This is a genomic window from Salinirubellus litoreus (genome assembly GCF_037335815.1).
In the GTDB taxonomy this organism is placed as follows: domain Archaea; phylum Halobacteriota; class Halobacteria; order Halobacteriales; family Haloarculaceae; genus Salinirubellus; species Salinirubellus litoreus.
Genome location: NZ_CP147841.1, coordinates 204494 through 217543, shown reverse-complemented (window position 1 = coordinate 217543; position 13050 = coordinate 204494). Strand labels below are relative to the sequence as shown.

13 protein-coding genes are annotated in these 13050 nt (G+C 70.4%); 5 read left to right on the top strand and 8 right to left on the bottom strand.

Going from position 1 to position 13050, the window contains the following annotated elements; genetic code table 11:
- Positions 1–55: 55 nt before the first annotated feature.
- From WDJ58_RS01085 to WDJ58_RS01060, 6 genes are all read right to left on the bottom strand, one after another.
- Positions 56–1015, bottom strand: coding sequence for an NAD-dependent epimerase/dehydratase family protein (locus WDJ58_RS01085; protein ID WP_338915779.1), 960 nt, complete (start codon positions 1013–1015; stop codon positions 56–58).
- 104 nt (positions 1016–1119) lie between these two features.
- On the bottom strand, positions 1120–2298 hold the full coding sequence (locus WDJ58_RS01080; protein WP_338915778.1) for an NAD-dependent epimerase/dehydratase family protein: 1179 nt from the start codon (positions 2296–2298) through the stop codon (positions 1120–1122).
- Between the two features lie 231 nt (positions 2299–2529).
- Complete coding sequence (locus WDJ58_RS01075; protein ID WP_338915777.1) at positions 2530–2664, bottom strand: hypothetical protein; 135 nt, start codon at positions 2662–2664, stop codon at positions 2530–2532.
- 136 nt (positions 2665–2800) lie between these two features.
- Positions 2801–4600, bottom strand: coding sequence for a glutamine--fructose-6-phosphate transaminase (isomerizing) (glmS, locus tag WDJ58_RS01070; RefSeq protein ID WP_338915776.1), 1800 nt, complete (start codon positions 4598–4600; stop codon positions 2801–2803).
- Positions 4600–5790, bottom strand: coding sequence for a sugar phosphate nucleotidyltransferase (locus tag WDJ58_RS01065; protein ID WP_338915775.1), 1191 nt, complete (start codon positions 5788–5790; stop codon positions 4600–4602). Before WDJ58_RS01065 ends, glmS begins: the two co-directional genes overlap by 1 nt.
- A 342-nt stretch (positions 5791–6132) precedes the next feature.
- Positions 6133–7329: a pyridoxal-phosphate-dependent aminotransferase family protein gene (locus WDJ58_RS01060; protein ID WP_338915774.1), complete on the bottom strand. Its 1197-nt coding sequence runs from the start codon at positions 7327–7329 to the stop codon at positions 6133–6135.
- Positions 7330–7537: 208 nt separating this feature from the next.
- Here WDJ58_RS01060 and WDJ58_RS01055 point away from each other — a divergent pair, with 208 nt between their 5' ends.
- The 5 genes from WDJ58_RS01055 to WDJ58_RS01035 all read left to right on the top strand — a co-directional run bounded on the left by WDJ58_RS01055 (position 7538) and on the right by WDJ58_RS01035 (position 11690).
- Positions 7538–7993, top strand: coding sequence for an NUDIX domain-containing protein (locus WDJ58_RS01055; RefSeq protein ID WP_338915773.1), 456 nt, complete (start codon positions 7538–7540; stop codon positions 7991–7993).
- A gap of 163 nt (positions 7994–8156) precedes the next feature.
- A complete protein-coding gene (locus tag WDJ58_RS01050; RefSeq protein ID WP_338915772.1) occupies positions 8157–8309 on the top strand; it encodes a hypothetical protein in 153 nt (50 codons plus the stop codon).
- Between the two features lie 149 nt (positions 8310–8458).
- On the top strand, positions 8459–8929 hold the full coding sequence (locus WDJ58_RS01045; RefSeq protein ID WP_338915771.1) for a dTDP-4-dehydrorhamnose 3,5-epimerase family protein: 471 nt from the start codon (positions 8459–8461) through the stop codon (positions 8927–8929).
- Positions 8930–9262: 333 nt separating this feature from the next.
- Positions 9263–10630, top strand: a complete 1368-nt coding sequence (locus WDJ58_RS01040) for a nucleotide sugar dehydrogenase (RefSeq protein ID WP_338915770.1) — start codon at positions 9263–9265, stop codon at positions 10628–10630.
- Entirely contained in the window at positions 10623–11690 is a 1068-nt protein-coding gene (locus WDJ58_RS01035) for an NAD-dependent epimerase/dehydratase family protein (RefSeq protein ID WP_338915769.1), read from the top strand. Before WDJ58_RS01040 ends, WDJ58_RS01035 begins: the two co-directional genes overlap by 8 nt.
- Positions 11691–11790: 100 nt before the next feature.
- On the opposite strand, the gene WDJ58_RS01030 is transcribed toward WDJ58_RS01035, so the two are convergent.
- Together WDJ58_RS01030 and WDJ58_RS01025 are read right to left on the bottom strand one after the other, a co-directional pair.
- Positions 11791–11970 carry a hypothetical protein gene (locus WDJ58_RS01030; protein WP_338915768.1) on the bottom strand — a complete coding sequence of 60 codons (180 nt, stop codon included), beginning with the start codon at positions 11968–11970 and terminating at the stop codon, positions 11791–11793.
- Positions 11967–13040 carry a glucose-1-phosphate thymidylyltransferase gene (locus WDJ58_RS01025; protein ID WP_338915767.1) on the bottom strand — a complete coding sequence of 358 codons (1074 nt, stop codon included), beginning with the start codon at positions 13038–13040 and terminating at the stop codon, positions 11967–11969. The genes WDJ58_RS01030 and WDJ58_RS01025 overlap by 4 nt, the downstream gene beginning before the upstream one ends.
- Between the last annotated feature and the right edge of the window lie 10 nt (positions 13041–13050).

Genomic DNA, 13050 nt, shown 5'->3' with positions numbered 1-13050 from the left:
GCGAACGTCCCCCCGCCTCACCACACCTGACGCGGGCCTCTCGGACAGCGGAGCCTCAGTGATCGAGCGTCGTCTCGCCCCTGAACCGCGCCGCGAGGTCCCGTATCCCCTCGCGGAGCGTCCACCGCGGCTCGTAGCCCGTCCTCCCGACCCGCCGGAAGTCGACGTGGTAGGACGGCCCCGGGTGTTCGTCCTCGAGGTAGGTGACGTCGACCGGGCCGACCTCCTCGCGGACGACCTCGGCGATCTCGCCGACGCGGTAGTTCTCCGCGTCCGCGCCGACGTTGTAGACGAGCTCCGGCCAGTCCTCGGGACTCAGGGCCGCCGCCATGTAGGCGCGGGCCGCGTCCTCGACGTGGATGAACGGCCGCCAGTTCGACCCGTCGCCGTAGACGGTGAGCGCCCGGTCGGTCATCGCCCGGAAGACGAAGTAGTTCACGACGAGGTTGAAGCGCACCCCCGGGGCGTCCCCGTAGTTCGTCGCCATCCGCAGGGCCGTCGCGTCCGTCCCGTGCTCCTCGCGGAACGAACGGAGGAGGGATTCCCCCTCGAGCTTCGTCTCGGCGTAGGGGTTGATCGGGTCGGGCTCGACGGTCTCGTCGATGTCCGTGCTGGTCGCCCGGCCGTAGACGTTACAGGAGGAGGCGAACACGACGTTCTCGACGCCCAGCTTGCCGGCCGCACGGAGCACGTTCTCCGTCCCGTCGAGGTTGACCGCGAACGTCTCCTCGCGGCGGTCGTGCGTCGAGTCCGCGCCGGTGATCGCCGCGAGGTGGACCACCGTGTCGACCCCGCGCATCGCCGACTCGACGTCGCCGTACTCCCGCACGTCCCCCCGCCGAAACCGGACGTCATCGTCCCCGAGGGTCCCCATCAGCGTCCGCGGGGAGCCCGAGGAGAGCGAGTCCATCACCGTCACCGTCGAGACGCGGTCGTCATCGCGGAGCAGCCGGACGAGTACGCTCCCGATGTAGCCACAGCCGCCGGTGACGAGGAGGTCGGCGTCGTCGCTCATAGTTCGTCGTCGATAAGGGGACGTTAAGGCGTTACGACCGGCCCGGGCGATCACGACGAGAACCTCCGGCACCCGACCGCGGGCGGGTGCGGACGTCTCCGGGATTACTCGGCCTCGTCCTGGAGCGCCGCGGGGAGGAAGCGGTCCTCGTGGTCGGTGATGGTCTCCCGGTAGCGGGTGAGCGACTCGAGGACGTCGCTCGCGCCCTCGCGCCACGTCATCGCCTGCTCGCCGATGAGCTCCATGTACCGGTCGTTCTCGATCTCCATCTCGTGTTCCTCGTCCTCGTCGCGGGGGTTCTCGACGTGGGTCACCTCGACGTCGAGGTCCAGGTCCTCGCCCGCGGCCTGGATCGTCTCGGCGAGTTCGACGATGGCGATCGGTCGCGTGACCTGGTTGTAGACGACGTGGCCGTCCGGCCGGTCGTCGGGGTCCATCGTCGCGAGCCGGGCGAGCCCCTCGACGGCGTCTTCGAGCGAGATGAACGGTTTGCGCTGGAGGCCCTTCCCGTAGACCGTGAGCGGGTAGCCGGCGACGGCCTGGGCGGCGAAGCGGTGGGCGACGACGCCGAAGTAGTAGTCGAAGTCGACCCGGGTCTTCAGCCGGTCGTCCACGCGGGTCTCCTCGGTCTCGGTCCCGTAGGTGATGGCCGTTCGCACGTCCGAGATGGGGATGTCGAACTGCCCGTGTGCGAGCCGAAGGTTCGCGGCGTCGTGGCTCTTGGTCATGTGGTACCACGATCCCGCCATCGCGGGGAACGGCACCTCGTCGCGTTCCCCCTCGTTCTCCATCACCGCTCCCCCTTCGGGGATGGGGAACTCGGGCGCGCCGTACACGCCCGTGGTGGTGGTCTCGACGAGGTGGGTGTCGGTCATGTCGTTCTCGGCGAGGCCGAACGCGAGGTTCCGCGTCGCCTGCATGTTGTTGTGCTGGGTGTAGTTCGCCCGCTCGCCGTTCATGTTGGCGTACGGCGCGGAGGGCTGGGCGGCGACGTGCAGGATCGTGCTGGGTTCGTGGACCTGCAGTAGCTCGTCGACGAACGACCGCTCCGTCAGATCGCCCTCGACGAACGAGAGGTTGCCGAGGCCGTGGACCTCCCGCGCGGCGTCGAGGCGCTCGTCGATGCCCGCGACGGGGACGGCGCTCCGGGAGCCGACCTCCTCGACCCACTTCCGGCGCGCGAGGTTGTCCACGATCACGACCCGTTCGTCCGTCCGTGCGGCGACCCGTAGGGCGGTCGGCCACCCGATGTAGCCGTCCCCCCCCGTCACGATGATGCTCATTGGTTACTCAGTTCGTGAGTAACTCTGCTACCGTAAAAATCTTTTGTCGCGATGGGATCCCACCGCGAGGTCGGTTGGGGAACCGGTCGGCACCTGAGGGGGCGCGGGGACCCCGGACCCACGAGTCGGAAGTGAGGAAGCCGAGAACGGCCGGGGCCGACGGTCGGGGAGCGACCGCCGGAGCGGCTGCTGGACGGCGTCTCGAAACCGGAGGGACGAGGTCCGTCCGGGTCAGTCGGCGTCCCGGACCGGCGCACCGCCGCACTCGACGCAGACGTAGCGGTCGTCGACCGTACGGGCGACGGGCGCGTTACACGAGATACACTTGATCGCGGAGTCGCGGACGGTACGGGGGTACCGGCTCATCGCTCTCCCTCCCCTCGGCGGCGTCTCGGTGCGTACATGATACGTCCGTACGGGCGTAGTGGCATAAACTCCGTGGCCTGTAACGTAGACAGTAGCGTGAATAAATAGTCGCTGAGGTCGATCCGTTTCGAGCCCGCTACTCCACGGTGACGGACTTGGCGAGGTGGCGCGGCTTGTCGATGGGCCGACCGAGGTCGTTCGCCACGTAGTAGGAGACGAGCTGGAACTGGACGTTCGCCAGCAGCGGCGCGACGTGCGGGTGGGTCTCGGGGATCTCGAGGACGTGATCGGCGTACCGTTCGACCTCCGTCCGGCCGTCGGTGACGGCGACGACGGGCGCGTCGCGGGCTTCGACCTCCTTCACGTTCCCGATGGTCTTCCTCGCGCTCTGGTCCTCGCCAGTGACCGTCGCGAACACGGGCGTCCGCTCGGTGACGAGCGCGAGCGGCCCGTGTTTCAGCTCCCCGGCGGCGAACCCCTCCGCGTGCTCGTAGCTGATCTCCTTGAGCTTGAGTGCCCCCTCCAGGGCCACCGGGTAGTGCGGGCCGCGGCCGATGAAGAAGTAGGCGTCGGCGTCGGCGTACTCCCTGGCGACCTCGGCGGCCCGCGAGCTATCGAGGACCGTCTGGACATCGCCGGGCAGGTCACGCAGCGCGGCGATGGCCTCGCGGTCGTCCCCGCCGGGTGCGACGTCGAGCGCGAGCAGGTTCAGCGCGACCAGTTGCGACGCGAACGTCTTGGTCGCCGCGACGCCTATCTCCGGCCCCGAGCGGATGTAGAGCCGGTGGTCGCACTCGCGGGCCATCGTCGACTCGACGGTGTTGGTGAGCGCGACCGTCTCGGCCCCGCGACGCCTCGCGGCCCGGACCGCGGAGAGCGTGTCGGCGGTCTCACCGCTCTGGGAGACGCCGACGACGAGCGCGTCGTCGGTCGGCGGGGTCGCGCTGGCGTACTCGTGGGCGTAGAACGCCTGCGCTGGTACCCCCCGGGAGTGGAGGACGTGGGCACCGTACACCGCGGCGTGGTAGGAGGTACCGCAGGCGAGGAGGTGGACGCGCGACGGCGAGAGCGACGGGAACTCCTCCAGGGTGACCTCCCCGCGCATCTCGTCGACGCGGCCCTGGAGCCCCTGTCGGAGCGCCCGGGGCTGTTCGTGGATCTCCTTGAGCATGAAGTGCTCGTACCCCGACTTGCCCGTGTCCTCGGGGTCCCACTCGACGACGTGGACCTCGTGGTCGACGGGGTCGCCGTCTGCGTCGGTCACGACCCAGGAGTCGGCCTCGACGCGGGCGAACTCGCCGTCCTCGAGGTAGACGACGTGGTCGGTGTGCTCGCGGAACGCGGGGACGTCGCTGGCGACGTAGTTCGCGCCGTCGCCGAGCCCCAGGACGAGGGGGGAGTCACGCCGGGCGGCGAAGACGGCGTCGACGCCGGCGACGACCACGCCGAGGGCGTAGCTGCCTTCGAGCTGCGAGACGGCCTCGCGGACCGCCGCCTCGGGTTCCGCTCCGCCGTCGAGCGCGCGGGCGACGAGGTGCGGGACGACCTCCGTGTCCGTCTCGCTCACGAAGCTGTAACCCGCATCGGCCAGTTCGTCGCGGAGCGACTGGTAGTTCTCGATGATGCCGTTGTGGACCACCGCGACCCGTCCGTCGGCGTCGGTGTGTGGGTGGGCGTTGGCGTCGGTCGGCGCGCCGTGCGTGCTCCACCGGGTGTGACCGATTCCCACGGTGCCGTCGAGACGTTCGCGCTCGCCGGAGAGCGCCTCGACGAGCGCGTCGAGCTTGCCCGCCTTCTTGACGACGTCGACGCCGGTCGCGCCGGAGAGGGCGACCCCCGCCGAGTCGTACCCCCGGTAGTCGAGCTTCCGGAGCCCGTCGACGAGCGTCTCGAGCGTCGCCTCGCCCCGTCCGGTACAGCCGATGATGCCGCACATCAGCGCGTCACCTCGACGCCGGCTCCGACGCGGCCGCCGACCGTCACGCCGGTGTGGAGGTGCGCCCCGGGCCCGACGAGCGCCCCGGGGTCGGCGGCGACCCGTCCGCCAGTCCGGACCCGATCGGCGAACACCGCGCCCAGGTCGCGGTCGCGGAACACGCGGTCCTCGAGGGTCACGTCACCCGGTCCCCCGGGGACGACCGTTCCCGCCCCGAGATCGACGTTCTCCCCGGTGACGGTCCCGACGAGCGTCGAGGCCACGCCCACGCGCGTGTCCGTGTCGATCACGCTGTCGACGACGGTGGCGTTCGCGCCCACCGTGACGTTTCGGCCGAGCGCGACGTTCGGCCCGACGACCGCTCCCGCGCCCACCTCGCAGTCGTCGCCGACCACGACCGGCGACTGGAGGGTCGCCGTCTCGTGGACGCGGGCCGACGCCGAGACGTACACGCCGGGGTGCTGTTCGGTGCCGCTCACCCGGCCCTCCTCCAGGAGCCGCCGGGTGAGGTAGAGCAGGTCCCAGGGGTAGGTGGCGTCGGCCCAGAGCCCCTCGACCTCGACCGCCCGGACCGATCCCTCCTCGGACTCGGCCTCCCGGAGGACCGTGTCGGTGATGGGGAGCTCCCCGTCGGTGCGGGGCGTGGCCTCCAGCCGGTCGAACACCCCGGCGGTGAAGGCGTAGATGCCGGCGTTGACGAACCCGAACGTCGGCTCGTCCGGGTTCTCGATCAGACCGACTACGCGGTCGCCCTCGACCTCGACGGAGCCGTACCGGCCAGGGTTGTGCTCGCGGACCACGCCGATGGTCGTCTCGCCGTCGAACGCTTCCACGACGCTGGTGGTCATCCCCCTGTCGATGATGCGGTCGCCGTTGACGACGAGCATCGACCCCGAGGCGGCCTCGCGGGCCTGCAGGAGGGCATGGCCGCTTCCGAGCTGCTTCCCCTGGCCGACGTACTCGACCGGGAGCCCCCGGTAGGTGGGGCCGACGTGGTCCTGGACCCGGTCGCGCTTGTAGCCCACCACGAGGACTAGCTCGGAGACGCCGGCGTCGACCAGGGCGTCGAGGACGTGTTCGAGGATGGGTCGGTTCGCCGCCGGGAGCATCGGCTTCGGGCGGTTGTGCGTCATCGGGCGCAGCCGCGTCCCCTCGCCGGCGGCGAGGACGACCCCCGTCTCGATGGTCATGGGTTACGGTCCCCGCGGTCGGGCCTGAGTGTTCCGCTCCCGCGGGCGGGCGGCGCTCGACCCGCCCAACGGCGGCGCGGGTCCGTCTCACCCGGGGTCGGGAACGTCGTCCCGTCGGGTACGCTCGGTTTCATAGTTACTCAGTTCATGAGTAACTCCACTCGCACAAAAATCTTGCGCGGGCCGGGTCGGTCGTGCCCACCGGCTGCCCGTCGCAGTCGCTCGCGGACCGGTCGAAGACTTCGCCGTGAGAATCGAGCGTCGGTTACGACCCGCCGTCCGGCCGAACGGTGAAGCGCCCCCGCCCGCGATCGGGACGGTCCCGCCGTCGGAGCGAGTCGATCAGGCCCCGCCGTCCCGGAGCGCGCGGCTCGTCGCGGCGGCCCCGGCCTCGGGATCGACGTCGGCCCCCTCGTCGGCGAGGACGGCCCCGAACGCGTCGATCAGCCCGGCGACCTTCGCCGGACGGGCGGAGTGACCCATGCAGCCCACCCGGAAGATCTCCCCGCCGAGCGGGCCGAGCCCGCCGACGATCTCGATGCCGTGCTCGTCCATGAGCCGCTCGGTGACCCGACCGTCGTCGACGCCGTCGGGGACGGGAACGGGGTTGAGCGTCGGGAGCCAGTGGTCCTCCTCGACGGCGAGGGGGAGCCCCATCGCCTCGACGCCGGCCTTGAGCGCGCCCCCGACCCGGCGGTGTCGGGCCCAGGTCTCCTCGATCCCCTCCTCGGCGATGAGCCGGAGCGCCTCCCGGAGGGCGTAGGTGTTCGAGGTCGGGCCGGTGTGGTGGTAGTTGCGCTCCTCGCCCCAGTACTCCCAGATGTCCTCGAGGTCGAGGTACCACGACCGGACCTCGCTGTCGCGCGAACGGACCTTCTCCATCGCGCGCTCGTTGAACGTGATCGGCGCGACGCCTGGCGGTGCGGAGAGACACTTCTGCGAGCCGGTGTAGACCACGTCGAGGTCCCACTCGTCGGTCTGAAACTCGACCCCCCCGAGCGCCGGGACGGTGTCCGCGACGACGTAGGCGTCGTGGTCGTGGGCGATGCCCGTGAGTTCGGGGACGTCCGGCTGTCTCACTCCCGTGGAGGTCTCGCCGTAGACGAACCCGAACACCGTGGGCTGGTGCTCGTCGAACGCCCGTTCGACGTCGGCGGGGTCGAGCGGCTCGCCCCACGGCGCGTCGACGGTGACGACCTCCGCGCCGGCGCGGGCCGCGACCTGTCCCATCCGGTCGCCGAAGTAGCCGTTCGACGGCACGAGGACCGTCTCACCCGGTTCGAGGAGGTTCGTGAACGAGGTCTCCATCGCCGCCGACCCCGTCCCGCTGATCACGAGGGTGTGCTCGTTGTCGGTCCGGAAGACGTACCGCAGGAGCTCCTGTACGTCGTCCATCACGTCGACGTAGTAGTCGTCGAGGTAGCCCACGAGCGGGGTCGCCATCGCGCGGAGCACCCGCGGGTGGACGTCGCTCGGGCCGGGGCCCATGAGCGTCCGATCCGGTGGAACCAGTTCGCCGACGTCAGGTGCGTCGTCCATACACTACCCAGGACCGAGGGGGACTAAAGGACTCTCGTCCGGCCCCGCGCGTCCCCGAACGCTGTAACGCCGGGCGGGGCTGGGGCAGGACTGACCGGGTCGGCGGGGACGGGCCATCCGATCCGAGCCTCTATGTGACCCGGTCATTGGGTTCGCGGGACGGACGGTTCCGTGACCGACATATAGGCTCGTCGCGTCGGGTCGACCCATGCCCGGCCGCGTCGACTGGATACCCGAGGAGGAGTGGGCCACGATCGTCCGGAACGTCCCCATCGTCTCGGTCGATCTGCTCGTGGAGACGCCCCGCGGGGTGTTGCTCGTCGAGCGGGCGAACCGGCCGGCGAGAGGGGAGTGGTTCGTCCCCGGCGGCCGAGTGAGAAAGGGGGAGCGGCTGGTCGAGGCCGTCCACCGCGTCGCCCGCGAGGAACTCGGCGTCGAGGTCGATATCGTCGAGCCCCTCGGGGCCTACGAACACCTCTACGACGACGCGGAGGTCGAGGCGGCCGGCGGGAAGCACTACCTCGCCAACGGCTTCCTCGTCTCCACCGACGCGACCGAGTTCGACCTCGACGACCAGCACGGCGAGGCCCGCCTCTTCGAGACGTTCCCCGAGGACCTCCACCCCTACGTCCGGGCGTATCTGGAGGCGGCGGAGCTGGTCTGATCCGCAGACCGCCCGACGGCCGACCGGGCCGTGTCCGCCTCGGCCCGGTCGCTTCTCCTACCTATTTATACCCCGTGCCTCCCGGTATTTGGATTTATTTCATGGATTGTATATTGAACCCAGGCCTCAGGTTTACCTCCCGTTCCCGGGGAGTACCGACAGGATGGGACTCGCCGACTGGGTCGCCACGGTGTTCGGCGACGGGCGACGGGAGATCTACGAGTGCCGCGAGTGCGGGGCGAACCTCGCTTCCGAGGAGGATGACTGTCCGTACTGCGGGCCGACGGACGTCGTACAGATCGAACTTCCGGGGTAGCCCGCTTCGCACTTCTCTTCGACGGTCGGACGCCGTCGGTCCGTCGTGCCGTCGCCGTGGCCGGGTGGACGCGGACACGAACGGGGGTGGGGACGTCCGACCCCCACCCGAACCGAACAGGTAAGCCCCTCCCGCCTCTGCCCCCGGCCGTGATACACGACGTCGAACTGCGCGAGTTGCAGGTCAACGCCGACGACCGCGGCTCGCTCACGGAGGTCTGGCGCTCGGACTGGGCGTTCTACGATGGCGAGGACGAGCCCGCCATGTCGTACGTGTCGGTGACCTATCCGGGGGTCGTCCGGGCGTGGCACCGCCACCTCCGTGGACAGATCGACCACTTCGCCGTCCCCGACGGTCGCATCAAGGTCGGCGTCTACGACGACCGCGAGGATTCGCCCACGCGGGGGGAGCTCGACACGTACGTCATCGGCGAGGGGAACATGCAGCTCCTCCGCGTCCCCGGCGACTGCTGGCACGGCTACGAGGCGATCGGCGACGGCCGGGCGACGGTCGTCAACTACCCCACCCGCCTCTACGACTACGACGACCCCGACGAGGAGCGGCTGCCGTACGACACCGACGAGATACCGCACGACTGGGACGCTCCGCCCCACCGGTAGGGGAGTCCGATCGCTCCCGGTGTCCGCTTCCGTCCGGACACCGACCTCCGGGAGAGCATATCGGGACGAACGGGTGTTCCGAACATCGACGGGTGGTGTACCAGGCTCGGTCACCCGGTCACGCTCGGTCCTCCCCCCGACGACCGCCCGCGTGTGAACTCGCCGATCCGATCGGATCACGCGGGGGAGTAGTCCCGTTTCCCTCCTCGAACCCGGCCCCGTTCGCGGAGGGGGGCCGTACTCGCCGCCGTCCGGGTCCACCGCAGGTGGCTCCCCGGAAGACGCCGCCGCCCGGGGGATAGGTTTTCAAGTCGGCGACGGAACGGGTGGCGTATGGACGAGAGAACCACCGGGCCGGGGGCCCCGGACAGCGGGAGCCACGGGAGTCCGGTCGCCGTCGTCGGGCTCGGCTACGTCGGGACGTCGCTCGCCGCGGTGCTCGCCGAGGGTGGCTACGCCGTCCGTGGCGTGGACGTCGACCCGGCGCTCGTCGACCGCGTGGCCCAGGGTGAGTGTCCCATCGAGGAGGCCGGCATCACCGGGCGGTTCGAGCGGTACGCGAGCGAGGGGCGGATCACCGCGAACACGGACGCCTCCGTTCTCGCGGACTGTCCCACCGTCCTCGTCACGGTGGGGACGCCGCTCGCCGAGGCCGATCCCGACCTCTCGGCGGTCGAGGCCGCGACCGAGACCCTCGCTCCCTACCTCGACCCGGAGGACCTCGTCGTCTACCGGAGCACCCTCCCCGCGAGGGCCACCACGGGGACGGTCGCGCCGCTGCTCGCGGCGGGCTCCGGGCTCGATCCGGGGAACGACTTCCACCTCGCGTTCTGCCCCGAGCGGATGGCCGAGGGCTCGGCCTACGAGGACCTCACGACGACGCCGGTCGTCGTCGGGGGGCTCTCGGCGACCTCGCGCGAGGTCGCCGAGGCGTTCTGGGCGTCGCTCGGGCTGGAGACGGTGCCGGTCTCGGACCCGACCGCCGCCGAACTCGCCAAGCTCGCCGACAACTGGTGGATCGACCTCAACATCGCGCTGGCGAACGAGCTCGCGCTGCTGGCCGAGGAGCTCGGGACGGACGCGACGGAGGTAATCGCGGCGGCGAACACGCTCCCGAAGGGCCAGCACAGCGTCAACATCCTCCACCCCGGCGCGGGGGTCGGTGGGAGTTGTCTCCACAAGGACCCACGGTTCGTCGCGAGCCTCGGCGAGCGGTACGGGCTCGACCTGGAGACGCCGCGGGTCTCCCGACGGGTGAACGACCGGATGCCCGGCCACGTCGTCGACCTGACCCGCGAGGCGCTCGACGGTGACCTCGCGGGCGCGACCGTCGCGGTGCTCGGCGTCGCGTTCAAGGCGGGAACCGACGACACGCGGAACACCCCGGCGGTCCCCGTCGTCGAGGGGCTCCGCGAGGGCGGCGCGACGGTCCGCGTCACCGACCCGTACGTCCCGGCCGGCGAGATCGAGGGACTGCTCGGACTGACGCCGGGACGGCTCCCGGAGGTGCTCTCGGGCATCGACGCGGTCGTCGTCGTCACGGGTCACGACGCCTACCGGACGCTCACCCCCGAGCGCCTCCTTGAGCGCGTCGGCCGCGACTCGTTCGCGGTCGTCGACGGCCGTCACGTCTTCGCGTGGGACGCGTTCGACGGGACGGGGATCACCTACCGCGGCGTGGGGCGTGGTGTCCGTGAGTGACGCCCCGGACCCCGCACCCGACGACCGCGTGCTCGTCACCGGCGCAGCGGGGTTCGTCGGTCGCCACCTCGTCCCGCGCCTGCTCGACGGGGCTCACGAGATGGTCGCCACCGACGTCGAACCCGAACCCCCGGGACGGTACGCCGACCGGGTCGACGGCGACCGGCTCTCCTACGTGCAGGGTGACCTCACCGACCGCTCGTTCCGCGAGGAGCTACTTACCGACCCGTTCGACCGGGTGTTCCACCTCGCGGCGGTCGTCGGTGTGAACGCTTACGTCGAGGACCCGCTGCGGGTGACGGAGGTGAACGTCGTCGCGACCGAGCGGCTCCTCCGCTCGATCGAGGACTGGGACGTCCGATTCGTCTTCACCAGCACCTCCGAGGTGTACGGCCGCAACCCCGACGTCCCGTGGACCGAGGAGAGCGACCGGGTCCTCGGGCCGCCGACGGTCGATCGGTGGTCCTACTCGGCCTCGAAGGCCGCCTGCGAACACATGCTCCACGGGCTCTCGAAGGCGTATGGGCCGTTCGAGGCGACGATCGTCAGGCCGTTCAACGTCTACGGCCCGGGCCAGCGCCCCGACTTCGTCCTCCCGGCGTTCGTGGACCGCGCGGTCTCGGGCGAGCCGCCGACCGTGTTCGACGGCGGCGAGCAGACGCGGTGTTTCACCTACGTCGCGGACCTCGTCGAGGGGCTGTGCCGGGCCTCGACTCACCCCGACGCCGCGGGCGAGGCGTTCAACCTCGGGAGCACCCGCGAGACGCGGATTCGCGACCTCGCGGACCTGGTGATCGAGGCCGCCGGCGTCGACGTCGACCCCGAGTTCGTCGACAGCGAGGAGGTGTACGGCGACTCCTACGAGGATCTGGACCGGCGCGTCCCGGACGTCTCGAAGGCACGGGACGTCCTCGGCTGGGAGGCGACGACCGAACTCGAGACGGGTATCGAGCGGGTCCTCTCGTGGCGGCGGGCTCGCGAGCGAGAGGGAGGAGGGGAAGGGGAGGTGGACGAAGAGGGGGAGCGGACGACCGGGACCACGGAGGAGTCCGGAACGTGACCGCCCTCGTGGTCGACGCGAGCGGCCTCCTCGTGGATCTCGACACGATCGAGTGAACGGGTGTCCTGTACCCTAGACCGCCGGGACGCTACCGCTCGCGCTATATCTGGTACAGTTCGCGGTTGTCGAGGAACGCGGATCGTTCCCCCTCGGGCAGGTCGGCGAACCGGAGCGTCGTCTCGCAGTCGAGGCCGGGACAGTGCATCACGCGCCGTCGTTCGAGTTCGTTGGCGGCCACGACGGTCCCGCAGTCCGGGCAGGTGAGCGTGAATATCCTCATAGTTCGAGCTGGGAGTTCTCGCCGATCACGAGGCGGTTGCCGTCCGGGAGCCGGCCCTCGGCGCTCTCGACGGTCGCTCCGCGACCGAGGAGGCTGTCGACGAACCGCTCGCCGGTGGCGATGGTGCTCTCGCCCACGACGACCGAGTTCTCGATGTGCGCGCCGACGAGCCGCGAGTCCGGCCCGATGGAGGTGTAGGGCCCGACGTACGTCCCGGCCTCGATCACCGTGTCGCTCGCGATCGAGGCCGGCCCCCTGACGACGGCACCGGCCTCGATCCGTGCGCCCTCCTGGAGATCGACGCGACCGGACACCTCCGCGCCGTCCTCGACCGTCCCCGCCACTCCGGGGTCGACGTCCTCGAGCAGGAGGCGGTTGGCGTCGAGGATGTCCTCGGGCTTGCCGGTGTCCTTCCACCACCCCTCGACGACGTGGGAGTCGATGGTGCCGCGGTTCTCCAGCAGCCACTGGATGGCGTCGGTTATCTCGAGCTCGTCGCGCCAGGACGGCTCGATGGCGTCGATGGCGTCGAACACGTCCGTCGAGAAGACGTAGACGCCGACGAGCGCGAGGTCGCTCGGCGGGTCCTCGGGCTTCTCCACGAGGGCACGAACCCGTCCCACCTCGTCGACGTCGGCGACCCCGAACCGCCCCGGATTATCGACGTGCTGGAGCGCGATACCGGCGACGTGCGCTCCCGCCTCGAAGCTCTCGACGAGCCGTTCGATCCCCTGCTTGAGGACGTTGTCGCCGAGGTAGACCACGCAGTCGTCCTCGCCGACGAACTCGCGACAGCAGCCCACCGCGTGGGCGATCCCCAGGGGGTTGCCCTGGACGACGTACGTGATGTCGACCCCGAGGTCGGAGCCGTCGCCCAGGTGGTCCTGTATCTCCTCGCGTCCCTTGTTCCCGAGGACGACCGCGATGTCGGTGACCCCGGCCTCCCGAAGGTCCTCGACGGCGTACTCGATGACCGGCCGGTTCGCAACCGGGATGAGCTGTTTCGGGCCGGTGTGTGTCAGCGGTCGGAGTCGCGTCCCGCGACCACCGCCGAGGATGATACCTTTCATCCGTTCGTAT